This is a genomic window from Sphingomonas citri (genome assembly GCF_019429485.1).
Classification (GTDB): Bacteria; Pseudomonadota; Alphaproteobacteria; order Sphingomonadales; family Sphingomonadaceae; genus Sphingomonas; species Sphingomonas citri.
In genome coordinates this window covers 59,098-76,544 of record NZ_JAHXZN010000009.1, presented here as the reverse complement: position 1 = coordinate 76,544, position 17,447 = coordinate 59,098, and the positions used below count along the sequence as shown (strand labels likewise).

The following is a 17,447-nucleotide window of genomic DNA, read 5'->3' as shown; positions in this document are numbered from 1 at the left end:
TCGCTTTACAGCTCCACGTATAGGAAGAGGGGGGGGAGGAAGGGCGTCGATCAGGGAGAAGATCATCATGCCCGCCTTCGCCTCAATCCCCGCACCTGTTCACACCCTCTGGGACGCACCTCAGACTGCCGAGCAACGCCTGCCCGGTGTATGGTCGGTGACCACCGCGTCGCACGGCGGCTTCGTGCTCTCTGATGAGCGCCAGGCAGCAATGCCGGAGGCGCTGCGGCTCGACAGCATCTACTACGAAGAGGATGTCGATTGGTCGCTGGTGATACTCGGCTTTGAGGCCGAGTTCGCCGCCCTGCGTAAACCGCTGTTCGATCTCGAGCGTGATCTCGCGCGCCAGACTGCGCGGCACTGGCGTCCGCAGCGCTACGCCGCCTTCACCGGCGAGGTGCTGCAACCGAGCGACAGCCACGTGTTGCGCTCGATTGCGTCGTACGAAGCCGCAATCGGCGAGGTCGGCGTGCGCGCCGCCTGGGGCGATTGGGCAGACTGGGTGCCAGCCGGCAAGGTCGGCGTCGTCGGGCAGCGGATTACCGGCTGCAGCCATCTTGGCTTCGCCACCTACGACGGTCCCAACTTCAAAGGCCTGTGCGACGCGGCGCGCTACGATGCGCGCGATCAGGCGAGCACATTTGCTTCGCTAGGCGTCGAGCCGATCGACTGAGCGCCCGCGGAAAGAGGTTTCCGAAACCGGCAACCTCTTTCCGCGCGCCTTAATCGAAGACGAGCGAGCCCGAGCCCGTGAAACGCTAGGGCGACCAGCCCCGAGGGGCTGACGACCACGGGGAGGATCCAGAGCCGCGGAGAAGAGGGGGGAGTGAGAGGCGGGCGTGAGGTGTCGCGCCAGGTCCTCTCACATGGAGTCAGGCGTCATGAGCTTCGACGTACCGTTCCGCCACCATCAGGCGATGGATGCAGCCTCGCTGCCCACGATCACCGTCACCCTGCAGGCAATGACCAAGGCGCTTGCCGATTGCCGCAACGCTGGCGTCGACCCTGACAGCGATCCCGCCATGGTCCTGCTGGCGCGCCACATGGCGATCGTCTCGACCAACCGCGCGCCGCGCTCGGTGCTGCTGCATGCCTGCCAGCGCAGGATCGACGCGCTGCGCCGCTTCCCGACGCTGCTTTCCATCGCCATCCGTGGCGTCGCCTACGACCAGGTCGCCAAAGAGCGGTTTCACATGGACGCGCGAGCCGAGCTGGAGAAGCTGGCATCGGCGCTGCACCTTATCGATGGCAGCTACACCGTCATCTCCTCTCAGGGCACGACGGCCGAGTCCGGCTACGTCATTCTCGCCGCGCCCGAGGTCGCCGTCGTCGTTAGGGTCGGCGGTCGGTACGAGGGACGCGAGGTCGCATATCGCGCCGTCGTGAACGGGATCGAGCCGCCCAACCGGCATGCCGGCATGGCCGAGCTGCTGAACACCGCCCGCTTCGCCGAGCGCCTCACGCGCGAGCTCAATCTTACCGCCCCTGCGATCGCTGGCAGCGCGCCCGCGCTGATCGCCGCCTGAGGAGCACGACCCATGTGGATCCAGGATGCGCTCGCCATCGCGCGGGCCGACCTCCAGCGCATCGCGCGCTACATCGAGCGGCGTGAGCGCTTTCTCGACGCGCTGGACTGGTCCTTGCTGTCGGACGCGCAGGCGCGCCAGTCGGCGATGCTCGACGAGCTGCTCGCCGGGGACATGGCCGAGGGCCAGAACTACGTAGAGTGGCTGGTCGAGCGGATGACCACGCACCTCACCGTTCCGGGCGCGTTGCGCTTTGCGCCCCACCCGCGGCCGTGGCACGCTGAGTGGATCACGCTGGCCGACTAACCCTCGAGGGAGATTGGACGATGAGCCGTCATATCTTCGCCGGAACCGCCGGCGTCTCCGTCGCGATCGGATGGGACCGGCCGCTCGACACCTTCTACGTTCATGCCTCGCGTCCGGACCCGGACGATGAGGGCGAGCACGAGACCATCGTTTGGGAAGGTACGAGCCCGCGCGAGCTGCCTACCGCGGCCGCGGCGATTGCCGTTGCAGCGTCCCATGCCGAGCTGCCCGCCGATCTCGCCAGCACGCTCGAGACCGATCGGCTGAAGACGCTCGGCAGCTTCGATGGACCCGCGCAGGCGGCCATGAAGCGTCAGCGCTTTGGCCGCGATCTGTAACGGAGGGGGCTTCAACATGGACGACCACCATCAGCCCACATCGCCAAAGGGCGGCTTCGATATCGGACTTCACTGCGGACTGCTTGGCGTGTTTCTCTCAGCGGCGAACTTCATGACATCACAGTTCGCCGAATTTGGAGACGGCGTTGGCGCCGATCCCGCGAGTCTGCAGCAGCAGATAGCCGATCTGCTCAGCGGCAATGTCGTGAAGTCGCTCGCCGTTGTGCTCATCTTCGTAGGCGGGATGCTTTATGCGACAGGTATGGGATACATCGAGCTAGCTGGACCTTCCAAAGCGACCGCTCCGCGACCCAAGCCTCTGGCTGCTACCCTACCGATGAACATCGATGCGCGAATGGCAGAGGCACGGATTGCCGGGCTGCTCGCTCGCCTCAAGGCCATACCTGAAGAGCTGCGCGAGGAGGCCACAATCGAGCTCGAGGGGATCGAACAACGGCACATGCCTGCGTTGGCCAAGGCTCACCGAAAGGCACGTGCCACGGTCTCACCGACGTCGCGGCAGGCCGACGAGCTCGACACCGATTACGCCGGGTCGCTCAACCGTCTGAGTGCCACCCTCGAGCAGATGGTCGATCGGTCGGAAGCGCTCGGGCGTGAGCGGCTGCAATGGCAGACACTGGTAATCGAAGAACGTTTCCCCACGGCGAGCGTCGAGAAGGATCAGGCGTAAACTTCGGCAAGAAGGGGGAGCTCGCTGCTGCCTTGCTCCTTCGCCGTAAGCGCGTGCACGTGGGCTTGCCTGGACAGGAACCCAGAAAGCCACTGCTGGCGCTCATGCGCCATCAGACCCGAGCTGTAGGGGCAATCAGCGACAGTCGATCCCTTCCGACGCGCATGCGCCAGCCCTTCATTATAGGGGTTCTGCATGTTTCTTCCCTGCGACACGCAGGTCCCGTCCTGCGTCGACACGCTTCTCCGGCGGTCGCAGGCGGATAACCAAACTTGGTTAATCAATTAAGACGCTTCCGGCATCAGCAATCGTTCGTCACGCCCTCACCCGCCGGCACGTTCGATGAGGTCCCAGCGGTTGCCGTAACGGTCCTCGAACACCACGACGACGCCGTAAGCCTCGTGCCGCGGATCTTCGACAAAGCGAACGCCACGCTCCCGATAGATCTGGTAGTCGCGCACCAGGTCGTCGGTCTCGAGGAAGAGGAAGACCCTGCCACCGCTCTGATTGCCGATGGCGTGCCGCTGCCGCTCGTCGGCTGCGCGAGCGAGCAACAGGCCCGTGGAGGCTCCGTGCGGTGCGACCACCACCCACCGCTTGGTCGCGCTCTGTACCGCGTCCTCGCGCAACTCGAAGCCGAGCGTGCCGACATAATAGTCGATTGCGGTGTCGTACTCATCGACGACGATGGCAACGAGGCTGAGATGCTGCGGCATGGGCACCTCCTGCCGGCACGCAACTGCTCTGCCAAGCAAGAGAGGAGGGGGAGGGAAGTGCCGATCCATGCGGATCGAAGGAGATCCTCCCATGTCCGACGTCATCGACCTTGGCGGAGCACCCGCCGAAGAAGACTGCGCGCAGCTGGGCCACACGCCCGACTTCGATGCGGTGAATGCCTATGAGGTGTTCGCCTATAAGCTCGCGATTATCGCACGCTACGGTCAGCCGCCGGCAGGCTGCCGCCTCAAGCCGCTCGCCAATCGTCACGATTTCGGTGTGTACCGGACGTTGTCGCTCCGCATCGACGATGAGGAGGACGAGGCTGTCCAGGCCTATGCTGAAGCCGTTGAGAACGGCCTGGCGCGCTGGCTCGACGGCGGATTTGCTCCTCCGATCAGCTACGAGGGCAGCGTCGCCACCATCCATCGGCCCGATGTCACCGAACTGGTGATCGGTGCGCTGCAGACCACGCGGCCCGGACCGGATGGCACCTTCCCGGTCGCAGACTTCGAGACGCTGCACACGAACCTCGCCACCGCCTTCCCCGATGAGGCCGAGACCGCACGCGCGCGCCTCGCGGCCGACTGATCCACCTGCTCGCGCCCGCGGGCGCGTCGACGAGCGAGGCCGTCATGCCCGATACCGCTTTCAACCCCGCCGATGCCGACACGTGGTTGGCACGCGGCCGCAGGCCTGCCCACGCCGAGGCGCTCGCCAAGGCGTGGCGCGACTATCCTGACCTGCCACCCAGTGCGCCGCTCGCCGATCGCCACGCGCGTAGCCACGCGCGTGTGATCGCGACCCGCCCTGTGTTCGAGGAAATGCGCGTCGAGGCCGAAGCCGAGCGCCATGCCAAGAACTTCGCCTTCACCGAGAACGAGGCGCGCGAGGGCAAGGCGAACGAACGCGACCTTGCGATCCTCAACGGCCGCGATCGGTATGGCTACGACTGGGACGTCGCCAACCGCTATGCCGATGGCTGGTACGCAGCGCACGTCGGATGGCCGCACCACTATCCGGACGGGATACCGTGCAATGCGCCGCTCGAGACCCGCCGTGCGGCCTACGACCAAGGCTTCACCGACGGAGGTGGCGACCGCACCGACCTGTTCGACGCGGCGCGGCGCGCGAACCTGGCGCTGCACCGCCAGAGCAACATGCCGGCTGCCGTCGTTCCGGTTACGCCGGCGCGGCCGTTGCCGAGCAGCTGGCCGAAGCCCGGTGATGAGGCTCGACCGGCACGCTGGTCGCGGCGTCTCGCCATCCTCAGCGATGCCGACCTCGCTGGCGGAGATCCGGCGCGCGCCAAGTGGGACTTTCTGTGGATCGTGCGTGATCGGCCCGGCGCCGAGGCCATGACGCTCCTTATTTTAACGGACCGCGGCCTCCTTCACGCCGGCGACTACACGCCGAGCGCGAGCTTAGGCGGTCGCCGGCAGGTTACCGGCGCCGCGCTGCGCCAGCAGCTGGTGGAAGCGCTGTCCGGCCGCGAGATCGACGACATCCTGGTGGCGCTTCAAGACGAGGACCTGCGACTGCTCGATGGTATCGCGAGCGCGCTGCCGCTCTGCCGAACGATGGAGCGCACGCGAAACACCAAGCTGCAGCAGCGCACCCACCTGCGCACATGGCTCGATCGCGGCTATGGCGACGACGAGAACATGGCCGCGGGCCATATCCGCTGGGGCAAGCTGATCCAGGGCCTGGTCGGGAAGCTCGGCGAGTTCACCGTGCGGCACGTTGGGCCAGCCCCCGTGCGCGGCCAATTGATCCGGGTCGAGGTCGGCAACGGGCAACTCGCAACCGGCTACGCCGATGCCGATGGCACGCCAATCGCGGCCGAGATCATAGTCTCGAACAAGGCCAAGCTACGGTCGGAGATGGCGGCGACGCTGCGGCGTTTTGGGGCCGCCACGACGATGATGGCAGCTTCGGCTCGGCACGCGGCGTAGCCGCACTGATCCGAGCCGCGAAAGAGGAGAGGGGGAGGGAGCGGGCACGCCGGAATGAGCCGGCGAGGAGCCGCCTAATGCCCCAGTCCGTGCCCGCGTCAGCCGATCACCTCATGCGCCCGGTCCTCTGGACGTTCGGAGAAGGTCCGACCTTCCCGGGCTACACCGACGACACCCACTGGAACGGCTTCCTCAACGTGTCGGTCGGCATGGCGACATGGCCCTACGTTCTGCGGACGCTCATCGCCGGCGCCGACGGCGATGCCGAGACGATCGCGGCCTATCGCGAAATGGCGGGCGGCAGCATGGTCTCGCTGGCCGACCGTTTCACCACCGAGGCCGTGGACCGGAACTGGCCGTGGCAATTTCCGGACTATCCGGTCGCGACCATGATGCCGATTCCGGAGCGCTGGTCGGAAATGAGCTGGCACCATGACACTGCGCCCAGCTTCGGCCCGTGCGTGGGACCGATGGGCGAGGCCGCGCAGGTCTGGGTCGACTATGCCGACCCGTCGAAGCGGGAGTTTCCGGAAGCGCCTCGGTTCAGCTTCAGCCGGCGCGATGCCGTGGGCGAGCTGACCACCATCTACGCCGGCGCCGACTGGGACGAGGTGCTGGCGTCGGCCGCGGTCGAGGCGCTCGCGTGCGCCTTCGCGCGCGGGCTCGCTCTCGAGCTGACGCCCGCGCAGTGGCGGGACATGCGGCTGCGTAACCGCGTGGCGCCGGAGGGTACGTGTGCCTCGCACGACTTCGTCGATGCCAACATGGTGATGCTCGCCGCATGGGAGGCCGAGCGGGGCCATCCTCTGCTGCCGACCGCCGAGCCGGCCACGTTCGAGGACGATCTCGAGCGCGTGAACGCGGCGTGGAAGATCGCGACGACGCACTATCTCACCGCGTCCGATGAAGGCGAGCGGTTCGACGCTTGGCGCCTCACCGCCCGCGACGTCGACGGCCTCGCTGCGGCCGGCGAGGAGCTTGGCAGGGTCGACGATAGCGACAGTCCGGGACGGATTTACGCGCCCGGCTTCATGGAACGCGACGGCGAGCAGTGGATCGTGAACGTCAGCAACTCCAGCCAGGCTTTCGACGAGCTCTTCGATGCCGAGGCGCATCTCTGGAGCATCCATGCTTCCACCGAGAGCCGGCCTGAGGTGCGCCAGCCGCTGCGGTTGCCGCCTCCACCTTCCGCCGTCCACTTCACCGTCGACGAGATCACGGTGACCGCGGACGCGATCGATCGTCGGCTGGCGGAGCTGGCCGAGCGGCGGAAGACCGTCTCGGAACTGGAGTCAGAAGGCCTCTTTCTGGCCGAGAGCGTGCGTCGGCTGAAAGCCGCTCGGGTCAAGCTGACCGAGGCCGCCCAGCCCTGAGCAGGGGGAGAGGAGAGGGGAGCAGGTAATCGCGGGATTGGGCCCGCGAGAAGGAGACCGCCATGCTCCCCGCCTCGATCGCACCCACCGCCGCCCCGAGCGCGGTCGCTACGGTGCAGGAGCTGTTCGCCGACAGCATCACCGACGTCCTGCTCGAGCTTCTGCAGGCAGCGCGCGCGAGCGGTGCCGCCCGCGTCGACATCGCGGTGATCGGCGCAGCCGGCGAGCAGCTGCTACAGCTCAGCGACGATGGCCAAGGGCTCGACGAGCCGGGCGCGATCTTCGCTCACCCGCTGCCGCGCTTCGGCATCTTCAGTCTCGCCGGGCGCGACGTAATCGTCCGCTCCTGGTCGCGTGCCGCACATCAAGGTTGGAGCGCGCACATTACCGCCGCGGCGTGGACGGGCAGGCGGCCGATCGCGATCTCGCCCGACCCGATCGCCCGCGGCACCTCCATCACCTTCCGCATGCCGGCGACTGCCGAGGCCGTGGTCAGGGCTGCGCTGACCGAGGCCGCATCGCTCGCCGGTGTCGTCGCCACCTTCAATGGGCGAGGGATCTGACATGAAAATGCCGCCCCCTCCCGTCGTGCTTGCCTACGGCATCGGCGTGGATAGTACCGCGCTTCTCGTCGAGCTGGTCGCACGCGGGCAGAAGCCCGACCTGGTGCTGAGCGCCGACACCGGCGTCGAGAAGCCGGCGACCTATGCCTATCTCGACGTGATCCGGCCGTGGATGGATGCACACGGCATCCGGCACGAGCTGGTCTCGTACACGCCCAAGCGCTTCAAGCACTGGCCGCCCTATTATGGGCTGCTGGAGATGTGCCTGACCAACGCGACGCTGCCGAGCAAGAGCCTGGGCGGCTCGAGCTGCAGCCTCAAATACAAGAAGGCGCCACAGGACGCGTTTCTCGCGAGCTGGCAGCCGGCGAAAGACGCCTGGGCGCGTGGCCAACGCGTCGTTCGCCTGATCGGCTATGACGCTGGACCGCGAGACACGCTACGGGCCAACCACGCGCTATCGATCGAGGATCCGCTATACGACTGCCGCTCGCCGCTGCGTGAGTGGGGTTGGGACCGGGACGCCTGCGTGGCGCGCATCGTCGCCGAGGGCCTGCCGGTGCCCCCAAAGTCGGCGTGCTGGCTGTGCATTGCCAATCGGCCCGAGGAGATCCGTGAGCTGCCGCGCTGGTGCCTGCGCCTCATCGTGCTTGTCGAGGCACGCGCCGCGCCGCGGTTGCACACGGTCGAGGGCCTGTGGCGCCGGTCGACCAAGGCGCGCCCGGGCCGCATGACCGACTTCATCCGCGCCGAGGGTTTGCTGCCGTCGCGCGAGATCGATCGGATCTGGCGCGCCGCGCCGCGCGACCTGATCCGCTTCCAGGACGTCGCTGCCATGGTGCCGGTTGGCGAGCGGCCGACGATGCAGAGCTGGCTAGAGCGCTTCAATGCCGGATTGATGACGCGGCAAACGTGAGAGCCGCTCGCCGCCTGAATGTCACTGATCGCTCGTGGCAGAAGCCTGGTTGACGATGACCAGCTGCCCCGACGCGAGGCCGACGATTGTCAGGCCGACCATCGTGAGCAGGATGCTTGTCGCCAAGGCGAGGAGCGGCCCGGCCGGGATGATGCGGCGCCGGTAGAGCAGGGCCATGCCCTCGAACGCGGCCGCGCCGACCAGCGCGATGATGACCGCGAAGATCTGCATCCCACCCGATTACCGAAGGGAGTCAGCATGGACAACGTCGTTCGCCCATCGCGCACCGAGATCATCGGCGCGCTCAATGATCGCTGCCGACAGGGGCTGGACCGTCGGGCACGCATTGTCATGACCCGCGCCTGCCTTGCGACCTTCGCCGAGGCCGCCGTGGCGACCGTGGTGGCGCAGATCGAGATCATGGCCGCTTTGCGGGCGCACACCTTCGACAGCGAGGATCGTGAGCGGCACCGCGGCGAGTTCGAGCTTCGCGGACACACGGTTTATTTCGCCATCGACTATTACGACCTCGCCCTCGAATACGGTTCCGAGGACCCGGCTGACGCGGCCGTCACGAGGCGCGTACTCACCATCATGGTGCGCGAGGACCTATAGCAAGGACTCGTCGCGCTCGAGATAGTGGGGCAGCTCCTCCTTCGTTAAGTCGTCAGCAGAGCGGCCGTGCGGCAGGCGGCAAGCAGCGCACCGATGCCAAAGGGCTTGCGCAGGAGCGTGACGCCATCCGGCAGCTGCAGGTCTCCCTCCCCCAGTCCGCTCGCGATCACTACGCTCAAATCGGGTCGCCGTCGCTTGGCTTCCTGAATCAGCTGCACGCCATCGAGCTCCGCGGGCAACCGGACATCGGAGACGATCAGGCTCACAGCGTCGTTTGCCGCGAGGGCGTCGAGTGCCTCATCGCCGCGACCGGCTTGCACCACGCGGTAGCCTTCGTCCTCAAGCGCACCACAGACGTGTAGGCGCACGAGAGGATCATCCTCTACGACAAGGATCGTCTGCATATTTCCCCCGGAACGCTACTGGAGCGACTACGTCGCTTGTATCGGAACGGGCCAGGAGCAGGCTTGTTCACCGCCAAGCGTATGGATGTCCCAGATGGGAGCAATCCGAAGCGAGGCGAAGATGATGGCGGTGTGACTGCGCTGTAGTGCTGCTGCACTAGGAGATTAGATCCTCTTCTCTACTCGATATTCTGAGCTACGTCGGCGATGTCCTTATCTGACAGCCCCGGGTCTTCGTTGCGGAGGTAGCGGATCAACTCATCGACCTCGTCAGGGCCGTAGCTCAACTCAAGAGCATTCATCTTGATGGAGGCCGAGAAGCGCTCGTTGTGCGGCATTGCCTCGACGTTCGCTGCACAGTCGCTCAGCGTGCCCTTGAACAGGATGCGGGACGTCGGCTTGCCATCATCGTCGTTCGCGTAGGTCGTCGCTGGCTCGCTCAGCGGATAGGTCGTCATGTCGTAGCCCCTTGGTTTCCGCAGAGAACGTCCGCGACGACGTGTCGGGCTCAGGCAGCCAAGGTCGCGTACCACATGCCAAAGGCGTTGCTGGCAATGTGGACGAAAAGGCCCGGCACGATCGAGCGCGTGCGCAGCGCGCAGATGCCGGTTCCGAGGCCGAGACACAGCGAGGCGACCAGGTTCGCCGGCTCGAAGTGCAGGGTCACGAAGAGGAAGGCTGACACCAGCACTGCGGCGACGCGCCAACCGCGGTCAACCAGCGTGCCGAGCAGGTAACCGCGGTAGAGCAGCTCTTCCACCATCGGCGCGACGATGACAGTGGCGATAAGCAGCGCCAGACCGGCAGATCCGGTCAGCGACGAGACGAGCGCCCGGCCGACCTCGAGGTTGCTGCCGACACCCGACTGCCACACGGTTGCTCCCTGCAGCGCGAGCATCCCAAGAGGAATCTGCGCGACCGCAAGGCCGATGACCATCGTGGATGCCGTGCGCCGGTCCCATGCCGGCGCCGTGAGCAGCACGGCGCGTGCGCGACCTCGGCGCCGCGTATCGAGCGCGACAAGGCCGAAGATCAGCAGCGCCGCCAGCACGATCGTCGCTGCGGTGAGCGCGGCCGACGCCGGGTCGAGCCCCATGGCCGGCCCGACGATGTAGTGGATCACGGTAAGTGCCACCTGATGCGCGATGAGGAGCGCGGCGACGAGCCACAGCGACGGGGCGGTCGATGGCTGAACAGCGGGCGGGGTGAGCGTCGGCGCAGCAGCCAGGTCGAGCATATCCCACCTCTCAGGATCAGGAGATCGTCGGTGAGCAGCATTAAGTCTCACGCCCCGCGAGCACGTCAATCCCGTCCGCGGCCTGTGCGCGATATCATGACGTTGCTCGGTCCAGCTCCAACGAATGCGGAGTGGGAGGCCGACAAGGCAGGCTGGCGCGCTTTCGTCTTCGGTAACACCGCGAGCGGCTTTCGCGCCGGCAGTCGCCTCGATCGCGCATGGCGACGAGGATACGAAGCCGCTGCTCGAAGCGACGAGCCAGCTGCGCTGATGCTGTAGCTGATCGAGTCTGGCCGCGGCGAGCCAGCGCGGGAGAGGAAAGGGGGAGGGGAGAGGCGGATCATCCGGATCCGGGAGCCTCACCATGAACGCATTCCGCCACGCGACCGCTGAGGTGGTGATCCGCCACGGCCACATGGCGTGCGGGCTCGGTGCCGGCGCTGCCGGCATGAACGCCGCCAACCCTCGCGTCGGCCCGCTGCGCGGCCGCTTCGAGTGCGCAGGCGGGATCGATGTCGACGAGGGCGCGATCCGCAACTTCGAGCGTCTCACGGGCGTGAAGGGCACCGTGATGGACCTCTTCTCCGAGGCCCAATACCGCGCCTTCCATCAGCGGGCGCCGGACCCGAGCTGGCGCGAGGCCACGCCGCTCGACATCCGCCGCGTCTTCGGCCGCCTCGACGTCCTGTTTGCGAGCTACCCGTGCAAGGGCTTCTCCGGCCTGCTGTCGGCGCGCACGGCCGAGACTGCCAAGTACCAAGCGCTCAACGACCTGACGACGCGCGGCATGATGCTCAGCCTCGAGGCGTACCGCGATGATCCGGTCGCGATCGTCGCCTTCGAGAACGTGCCACGCATCGCGACCGCGCGCGGCGCCCGCTTTCTCGCCCAGATCGACGCGCTCTACCGCGCCTATGGCTATGTCGTCAGCGACGTCGAGGACAGCATTCACGATTGCGGCGCGATCGGTGGTCTCGCGCAGCGCCGCAAGAGCTTCCTGCGGCTGTTCCGCCACCCATCCAAGGTGCCGAACTTCATCTATCAGCCCGCCAAGAAGCGGCTGCGCGGCGTCGGCGAGGTCATCGGCAAGCTGCCGATGCCGGGAGACCCGGCCGCGGGCGTGATGCACCGTGTACCGGCGCTGCAGTGGAAGACGTGGGTGCGGCTCGCCTTCGTGCCCGCGGGGCGCGACTGGCGCGCGCTGAACGATCTGGCGGTGATCGACGGACGGCTGCGCGACTTCGGCATCGTGCCTGAGCAGGCGCTGCGCGAGAACGCACTCAGCGTGCTCGACTGGTCGGATACCGCGCCGACCCTCACTTCCGCGCGCGCACCGGCGCAGGGCCGCTTCTCGGTCGCAGACGTGCGGGTCTCGGCCGACTGGAACGCCGACGTCCTTGGCGTCCGCGACTGGCACCAGCATGCCGGCACCGTGACGGGGCGCAACGGCCCTACCAATGGCGCGCACAGCGTCGCCGATCCGAGGCCGGACTATGGTGCCTCGACTCATCGCAATGTGCTCGGCGTGAAACGCTGGAGCGAGAGCGCTGCGACGGTCAGCGGGAGCCCCAAGCCGAGCGCCGGCGCGCATGCGGTCGCCGATCCTCGCTTCGATGCGCACCCGAAGAGCGTCCAGCTCGGTGTCCGGCCGTGGTCGGCGCCGTCTCCTTGCATCAAGGCCGACGTTTCGGTCGGCACGGGGCCATACGCGATCTCGGATCCGCGCAAGGCAGCCGCTGCAGGCCAGCTTGGCAATGTCTTCCGCATCGTGCCGATCGGCGACGCCGGCGAGCCGGTCACCGACCCGAGGCCGGGCTACGCGGCCGGCACCCACCGCAACATCCTCGCCGTCACTGACTTCAGCGACACGGCCAAGGTGGTCACGGGTGCGGTCCATCCTGCAGGCGGTGCGCTGTCGGTCGCGGATCCTCGCCCCGTCGGGCTCAGTGCTGGCGGGCGCGACCAGCACGGCTACAACAGCCAGGCGCACTATGGCGTCCTCAATTGGGAGGACACGAGCGTCGCCGTGCCGGGCTATGCCAAGTACGACCGCGGCAAGTGGTCGGTCGCGGATCCACGTCTACCCGACCCCGAGCCGCTTGCCGCGCTGCCGGCACCGAACGATCGCGTGGTCGCGCGCATCATCGCCACGGACGGTACGTGGCATCGGCCATTCACGACGCTCGAGCTCGCAGCACTTCAATCGCTGTTCGATCCCGAGCAGGTCTTCCGCTTCGACGGCGAACGAGACGCCTGGTCCATGGTGCAGCCCTTCGACCTCGAGGGCAGCTCCGACGCGCAGAAGCGCGAGTGGATCGGCAATGCCGTCCCTTCCGCCGCGGCGCAGGGCATGGCCGAGGAGATCGGCGAGGCGCTGCTCCTAGCCAAGCTCGGCGAGACCTTCACGCTGTCCGAGAAGGCCATCTGGGTGTCGCCACTGCGCATGGCGCTTGCCGTCGACCATGCGCCGATCGAGGCGATCACCCACCGGCAGGATCTCGACTGGGGAGAGGCATGATGCAGCGCTCGGGCCCAACTCGGCTGCGGTCGAGTCATCCGCATGTCCGCAACCCGGTGCTGGCGCTGCCCAGCGTCGCGCGCCTTCAATCGCTCTCGCCAGCCGCGCGCGCCGAGCTGCGCCAGCTCCTGCTTGAGCTGCGCGGCGATGCGCAGGTCCGGGCAGACGACTGCTGGCGCCGCCACAAGGCACCTATGGCCGCGTACTGGAAGGTCGTGTCGGTCTATGCCGGTCACGTCGCCCGGGTGCTGCGATGAGGTACGACCCTCGGATCGCGACGGTGTCTCGCGACGAGTTCGAGGAGCTGCTCGCGCTCGCGCGACTGGCCGACGAGCCCCCCAAGCCGACGGATGATGATCGCTGGCGCGCCGACTATGCCGAGGCCCAACGCCGACGCCGGGTCATCGGCTATCAGCAGGATCTCTTCTCCTCGACGACGATGACCCACTATCGTCGCAACGCGGCCGCGCCCGAATGGGCACGCGCGCCGATTGAGACGATCGAGCAGAAGCTCGAGCGCATCAAGGGCGATCCGTTCGCTACCTTCGGGCCGCCGCGCTTGGACCGGCCATCGATCCTGACGCGCGCCGAGAGGGACGCGATCGTGCGAAGGGCCAGCAACTGGCTCGGCGTGCGCCGGCGCGTGCGGCTGGTGGACGCGCCGGGCTCGGTCGACCCTACCTCTGGCATCCAGCGTTACCTCGGGCGTGAAGGCGTCGTGTGGCGTCTGTGCGGCGCCCCCTTCGACGATCACTGCTACGTCTTCTTCGACGCGGTCGGCGGGGAGCGCACCGCCAAGATCGAGTTCGCCGAGCTACGGGACCTGGAGCCGGTCGAGTGAGCTGGCGCGAACCCGACCTCTTCTACGGGGACAAGCAGCCACCACGCACGCTTCCACCGATGAAGGGCTATCGGCCCGCGGCGCGCAAGGCCGCAAAGCCCTTCGCTTGGGAAAGCATGGGCGCCTGGGTCCGCCTCATGCACCGGCTGTTCGCCCTGGAAGCGCCGAGCAGCGAGCATTATTGGCGCACGCGAGAGACCGCTCGCGCGCTGACCGTGGAGCGCGTCCGTGAATGCCGCCACGATGATGACCTGGCCCGCTGCGAGGCGATGCTTGTGGAAGCGCGGGCAGGGTGGCTCTACGGCCTCGATCGTGCCTTCACGCGCGCGGAGCGGGGCAACCTGTTGGTCGAAGTCCGCAATCGGCGCCAGCTGCTGGCGCTCGGCCGTGAGGCGCCGAAGCCGAAAGGCGCGCGCATGGACCCGCGATGCCTGCCCGACGACGCTCTTGAGCGGCTGATCCAGTCGCACGCAGACACCGGCTTGGTCGACCGGCTGCGCGGTGAGCGGGAGCGACGAGCGGTTGAAAGGAGAGGGTGAGATCCGTATTATACGGATGAGGAGATCGGCCATGGTGCAGTCAGCGACAGCCGGTGAGGTCTCGAAGGCGTTTGGCCGCTTCAGCCGGCAGGCGCTGGTCGAGCCGCTCACCATCACCAACCGCGGCGACGAGGCTTTGGTTCTCATGTCGATGCAGGAATATACCCGCCTGAAGAGCCGCGACCGCGTGGCCATGTCTCTCGACGAGGTCACGCAGGAGATGCGCGACGCTGTCGCCGCCTCGAAGGCGCCTGAGGAGTCCAAGGCCTTCAACCACGAGCTGGATTGAGGGTGGACGTACCGACGCCGCGTCCTGGCCAGGTCATCCGCTACGAATACCTCTGGAAGCGCGAGGCCGACCGCGGCGCCGAGGACGGCCGTAAGGAGCGGCCGTGCGCCCTGCTGCTGTCGCAACAGATGCGCGACGGCCGTACTGAGGTCTTCGTCCTTCCGATCACGCACAGCCCGCCGACCGAACTGGCGTTCGCGATCGAAATACCGCAGGCCGTAAAGCGTCGTCTTAAGCTCGACGAAGAGCGGTCATGGATCATCCTGTCCGAGCTGAACCGGACGCCCTGGCCGAACCAGGACACGCGGGTCGTGCCCGGCTCGAAGCCCGAGACGGTCGTCTATGGACAGCTGCCCGAGGCGCTCTACAACAAGGTGCGGGATCGCTGGCTAGAGCTGGTTGATCAGCGGCTAGTGAAGGTCGTGACTCGCACAGAGTAAACAGTCTACGTGTTGCCGCCAGTTAGAAAAGACACATTCTTCGCCAGATAGAAATGACACCGCCGCGTGGCAGCGGGGGCAGCGTGCAGCCCCCCAAGCAGCGCAGCGCTGCCCCCGCTGATGCGATCACCTCTCGGCTCCTGACCCCGGACCCGCTGCGCCAGAAGCGGGCCCGGTCAGCCCGCTTTTCAGGCGTCCGACCTTTCCCGAAACTCCGTCTCCGATGCCGCATTTCGGGAAAGGGCAATCGGGAACAGATTTCGGGAAAATGGCCCCTGAGCGGTCGCCTGCGCGCTGATCGGCCTGCCGTCGTGCCGGCCAAGCTTCCTTTGTGGGAAGGTCACTGCTCGATACGAAGGTGCCCTACGTGGCAGGCCCATGAAAAACGGCTTCGACGTTGATCCCGTCTGGGTCGAGCACGAACGCGCCATAATAGCCGTCGTGGTACTCGGGACGCGTGCCAGGGGCGCCGTTGTCTTTTCCGCCTGCGGCCAGCGCGGCATCGTAGAAAGCATGGACACCCTCTCTACTGCCGACGCTGAACGCAAGGTGCGTCCGTTCCCCGACTGCTCCATCGTCACGCAGCCATAGGAAGGGCTTGTCGCCATTCCCGTAGCCGACCCAACCGCCGGGATTTCCGCGTTCGCCAGGTTGCACCACCGTCAGTTCATCGATCCCGATCGCGGCCAGTGTAGGCGTGTAGAAGGCCCGCGACCGCTCCATGTCGCCGACCGCGAGATTGAGGTGATCGATACGGGTAAGATCGAACTCGCTCACGATCGCACTTCCTTTCCAGCAAAGCCGCTATTGAGCGACCGCACGTCGATGTCGGCGTTCTTCGGCAGGTCTAGGTAGGGGAAGCGCGCGACCTTGGCCTTGATCCGCTTCTGACGGCTGCCGGGCGATCCCCACAGGACCTCCACCTCGCGACCGATCGCGGCCTGTTCGGGGTCGAGTAGCGCCAGCGACAGCATTTGCCGGTAGTAATAGCTGAACACCCGCCCGCTGGAGATGCCGACAAGCCGGTCACCCACAAACACGTCGTCGCTGAACACCACCGAGTTGTGTGCGGTCCATACCGGGTTGGCAGCGAAATCCATGAACTCGGTGTCGGCATCGATGCGGAACTGCGAAGCGTAGACCTCCAGAATGTCGGCCTGATCCCATTCGAGCGTCACGATCCTACGATGCGAGCCGGCCATGATGCGTTCCAACGCCGCGCGTCCGGTGAACTCATGGTCGAACCGAATCATGTGGCCCCAGCCTAGCTCGACCGGATTGGCATAACGCTTGTCGATATCGGGTCCGGCGCTGCCGGGCAGGTCGCTCATGAAGGCGTCCGCCTTGCCCTGTAGGAAGTCCATGAACGCGGCGTCCTGCATATAGGCGGGTAGGAAGTGGATATAGGACTGCGCGAAGCCGCCTTCGGTATGGTTCATGCCATAGACCTGCATCCCCAGCCGCTCCATCCCGACCGGCTCGCCCGCGGCGCGTAGCGCGCGGTAGATCGCATCGGCATCCTCGATCCGGCCATGCACCTCATAGGCGAGCGTCCGCGCGACCCCGAGGCGGAACACGCGCACGGGAATGTCGCGACCGTCGGCGCGGATCGTGCTGGCGCGGTGCCAGAGGAACTCGATGTCGCGCAAGCTCTCGCCGGTCGCCGCCTCCATGACCTCCAACGATCGCGGCCCGGCTACCTGGAACAGGAACACCTTGCCCGACAGATCCTCACCGCGGACGTCGTAGCGGCCGGACGCGACGAGATAGTCGATGTATGGATTGAGGAAGAAGCAGGTGAAATCCTCCTCCCCGGTCCGCAGGACCATGCCATCCGCCATGACGTTGCCTTGCGCGTTGCACATCACCGCATGCTTGGAGGAGCCGATCGAGAATTTTGCGAAGCCGTTGATGCAGGCGTCGCGCAGCAAGGCGAGCGCACCCGGTCCGCTCAGGCGATAGGGTGAGGGCGGATTGAGGCCAGCATGGAGGTAGCATCCCTCCTTCCACGACAGCGACTCCCGCTTCCATCCCCCGAACTCCCACGGCGACAGGTGCGTGAAGGCCACGTTGTAATCCGCCACGTCCGGATCGAACGGCAAATAGGGGCTGTGGGGGATCGTTTTGGCTTCACGCACGCGTCGAACTCCGATGGGTAATCTTGCAAACATACCGCGCG

The 17,447-nt window shown here is 66.6% G+C and carries 24 protein-coding genes; 17 read left to right on the top strand and 7 right to left on the bottom strand.

Going from position 1 to position 17,447, the window contains the following annotated elements; genetic code table 11:
• Positions 1-67 precede the first annotated feature (67 nt).
• The 5 genes from KZ820_RS18315 (at position 68) to KZ820_RS18295 (ending at position 2,861) form a co-directional block, all read left to right on the top strand.
• Complete coding sequence (locus tag KZ820_RS18315) at positions 68-673, top strand: DUF7007 domain-containing protein (RefSeq protein WP_219750296.1); 606 nt, start codon at positions 68-70, stop codon at positions 671-673.
• Between the two features lie 208 nt (positions 674-881).
• Positions 882-1,526, top strand: a complete 645-nt coding sequence (locus KZ820_RS18310; RefSeq protein ID WP_219750295.1) for a TipAS antibiotic-recognition domain-containing protein — start codon at positions 882-884, stop codon at positions 1,524-1,526.
• A gap of 12 nt (positions 1,527-1,538) precedes the next feature.
• On the top strand, positions 1,539-1,832 hold the full coding sequence (locus KZ820_RS18305; protein ID WP_219750294.1) for a hypothetical protein: 294 nt from the start codon (positions 1,539-1,541) through the stop codon (positions 1,830-1,832).
• Between the two features lie 20 nt (positions 1,833-1,852).
• Positions 1,853-2,170 (top strand): hypothetical protein, encoded by a 318-nt coding sequence (locus KZ820_RS18300; protein WP_219750293.1) that lies wholly within the window; start codon positions 1,853-1,855, stop codon positions 2,168-2,170.
• Between the two features lie 16 nt (positions 2,171-2,186).
• On the top strand, positions 2,187-2,861 hold the full coding sequence (locus KZ820_RS18295; RefSeq protein WP_219750292.1) for a hypothetical protein: 675 nt from the start codon (positions 2,187-2,189) through the stop codon (positions 2,859-2,861).
• Between the two features lie 323 nt (positions 2,862-3,184).
• Here KZ820_RS18295 and KZ820_RS18290 read toward each other — a convergent pair whose 3' ends face one another.
• Entirely contained in the window at positions 3,185-3,577 is a 393-nt protein-coding gene (locus tag KZ820_RS18290) for a VOC family protein (protein ID WP_219750291.1), read from the bottom strand.
• Positions 3,578-3,668: 91 nt separating this feature from the next.
• On the opposite strand from KZ820_RS18290, the gene KZ820_RS18285 reads away from it, so the two are divergent.
• The 5 genes from KZ820_RS18285 to KZ820_RS18265 all read left to right on the top strand — a co-directional run bounded on the left by KZ820_RS18285 (position 3,669) and on the right by KZ820_RS18265 (position 8,385).
• The gene (locus tag KZ820_RS18285; RefSeq protein WP_219750290.1) at positions 3,669-4,169 is read left to right on the top strand and encodes a hypothetical protein; all 501 of its coding nucleotides are present in this window, start codon (positions 3,669-3,671) and stop codon (positions 4,167-4,169) included.
• 44 nt (positions 4,170-4,213) lie between these two features.
• Positions 4,214-5,533, top strand: coding sequence for a hypothetical protein (locus KZ820_RS18280; RefSeq protein WP_219750289.1), 1,320 nt, complete (start codon positions 4,214-4,216; stop codon positions 5,531-5,533).
• Positions 5,534-5,610: 77 nt separating this feature from the next.
• A complete protein-coding gene (locus KZ820_RS18275) occupies positions 5,611-6,906 on the top strand; it encodes a hypothetical protein (RefSeq protein WP_219750288.1) in 1,296 nt (431 codons plus the stop codon).
• A gap of 113 nt (positions 6,907-7,019) precedes the next feature.
• The gene (locus KZ820_RS18270; RefSeq protein ID WP_219750287.1) at positions 7,020-7,469 is read left to right on the top strand and encodes a hypothetical protein; all 450 of its coding nucleotides are present in this window, start codon (positions 7,020-7,022) and stop codon (positions 7,467-7,469) included.
• 1 nt (position 7,470) lies between these two features.
• Positions 7,471-8,385 carry a hypothetical protein gene (locus KZ820_RS18265; RefSeq protein WP_258048326.1) on the top strand — a complete coding sequence of 305 codons (915 nt, stop codon included), beginning with the start codon at positions 7,471-7,473 and terminating at the stop codon, positions 8,383-8,385.
• A gap of 21 nt (positions 8,386-8,406) precedes the next feature.
• Here KZ820_RS18265 and KZ820_RS18260 read toward each other — a convergent pair whose 3' ends face one another.
• Positions 8,407-8,616, bottom strand: a complete 210-nt coding sequence (locus KZ820_RS18260; RefSeq protein WP_219750286.1) for a hypothetical protein — start codon at positions 8,614-8,616, stop codon at positions 8,407-8,409.
• Between the two features lie 27 nt (positions 8,617-8,643).
• Between KZ820_RS18260 and KZ820_RS18255 the strand changes: the two genes are divergently transcribed.
• Entirely contained in the window at positions 8,644-9,000 is a 357-nt protein-coding gene (locus tag KZ820_RS18255) for a DUF3768 domain-containing protein (protein ID WP_219750285.1), read from the top strand.
• A gap of 44 nt (positions 9,001-9,044) precedes the next feature.
• Here the strand turns inward: KZ820_RS18255 and KZ820_RS18250 are convergent, their stop codons facing one another.
• The 3 genes from KZ820_RS18250 to KZ820_RS18240 all read right to left on the bottom strand — a co-directional run bounded on the left by KZ820_RS18250 (position 9,045) and on the right by KZ820_RS18240 (position 10,641).
• On the bottom strand, positions 9,045-9,404 hold the full coding sequence (locus KZ820_RS18250) for a response regulator (RefSeq protein ID WP_219750284.1): 360 nt from the start codon (positions 9,402-9,404) through the stop codon (positions 9,045-9,047).
• A 179-nt stretch (positions 9,405-9,583) separates the two neighbouring features.
• Complete coding sequence (locus tag KZ820_RS18245) at positions 9,584-9,862, bottom strand: hypothetical protein (RefSeq protein WP_219750283.1); 279 nt, start codon at positions 9,860-9,862, stop codon at positions 9,584-9,586.
• 50 nt (positions 9,863-9,912) lie between these two features.
• Positions 9,913-10,641 carry a CPBP family intramembrane glutamic endopeptidase gene (locus tag KZ820_RS18240; RefSeq protein ID WP_219750282.1) on the bottom strand — a complete coding sequence of 243 codons (729 nt, stop codon included), beginning with the start codon at positions 10,639-10,641 and terminating at the stop codon, positions 9,913-9,915.
• Between the two features lie 364 nt (positions 10,642-11,005).
• Between KZ820_RS18240 and KZ820_RS18235 the strand changes: the two genes are divergently transcribed.
• Genes KZ820_RS18235 through KZ820_RS18210 form a run of 6 tightly spaced genes read left to right on the top strand, consistent with a single transcriptional unit; the run spans position 11,006 to position 15,268 of the window.
• Positions 11,006-13,159 (top strand): DNA cytosine methyltransferase, encoded by a 2,154-nt coding sequence (locus KZ820_RS18235; RefSeq protein WP_219750281.1) that lies wholly within the window; start codon positions 11,006-11,008, stop codon positions 13,157-13,159.
• A complete protein-coding gene (locus tag KZ820_RS18230) occupies positions 13,156-13,416 on the top strand; it encodes a hypothetical protein (protein WP_132911185.1) in 261 nt (86 codons plus the stop codon). The genes KZ820_RS18235 and KZ820_RS18230 overlap by 4 nt, the downstream gene beginning before the upstream one ends.
• Positions 13,413-14,000, top strand: coding sequence for a hypothetical protein (locus KZ820_RS18225; RefSeq protein WP_219750280.1), 588 nt, complete (start codon positions 13,413-13,415; stop codon positions 13,998-14,000). Before KZ820_RS18230 ends, KZ820_RS18225 begins: the two co-directional genes overlap by 4 nt.
• A complete protein-coding gene (locus KZ820_RS18220; RefSeq protein WP_219750279.1) occupies positions 13,997-14,539 on the top strand; it encodes a hypothetical protein in 543 nt (180 codons plus the stop codon). The genes KZ820_RS18225 and KZ820_RS18220 overlap by 4 nt, the downstream gene beginning before the upstream one ends.
• Before the next feature lie 31 nt (positions 14,540-14,570).
• Positions 14,571-14,828, top strand: a complete 258-nt coding sequence (locus tag KZ820_RS18215) for a hypothetical protein (protein WP_219750278.1) — start codon at positions 14,571-14,573, stop codon at positions 14,826-14,828.
• Positions 14,829-14,830: 2 nt separating this feature from the next.
• Entirely contained in the window at positions 14,831-15,268 is a 438-nt protein-coding gene (locus KZ820_RS18210) for a hypothetical protein (RefSeq protein WP_219750277.1), read from the top strand.
• Between the two features lie 363 nt (positions 15,269-15,631).
• Here KZ820_RS18210 and KZ820_RS18205 read toward each other — a convergent pair whose 3' ends face one another.
• Both KZ820_RS18205 and KZ820_RS18200 read right to left on the bottom strand, forming a co-directional pair.
• On the bottom strand, positions 15,632-16,045 hold the full coding sequence (locus KZ820_RS18205) for a VOC family protein (protein ID WP_308462277.1): 414 nt from the start codon (positions 16,043-16,045) through the stop codon (positions 15,632-15,634).
• Positions 16,042-17,439, bottom strand: coding sequence for a hypothetical protein (locus KZ820_RS18200; RefSeq protein WP_219750276.1), 1,398 nt, complete (start codon positions 17,437-17,439; stop codon positions 16,042-16,044). The genes KZ820_RS18205 and KZ820_RS18200 overlap by 4 nt, the downstream gene beginning before the upstream one ends.
• Between the last annotated feature and the right edge of the window lie 8 nt (positions 17,440-17,447).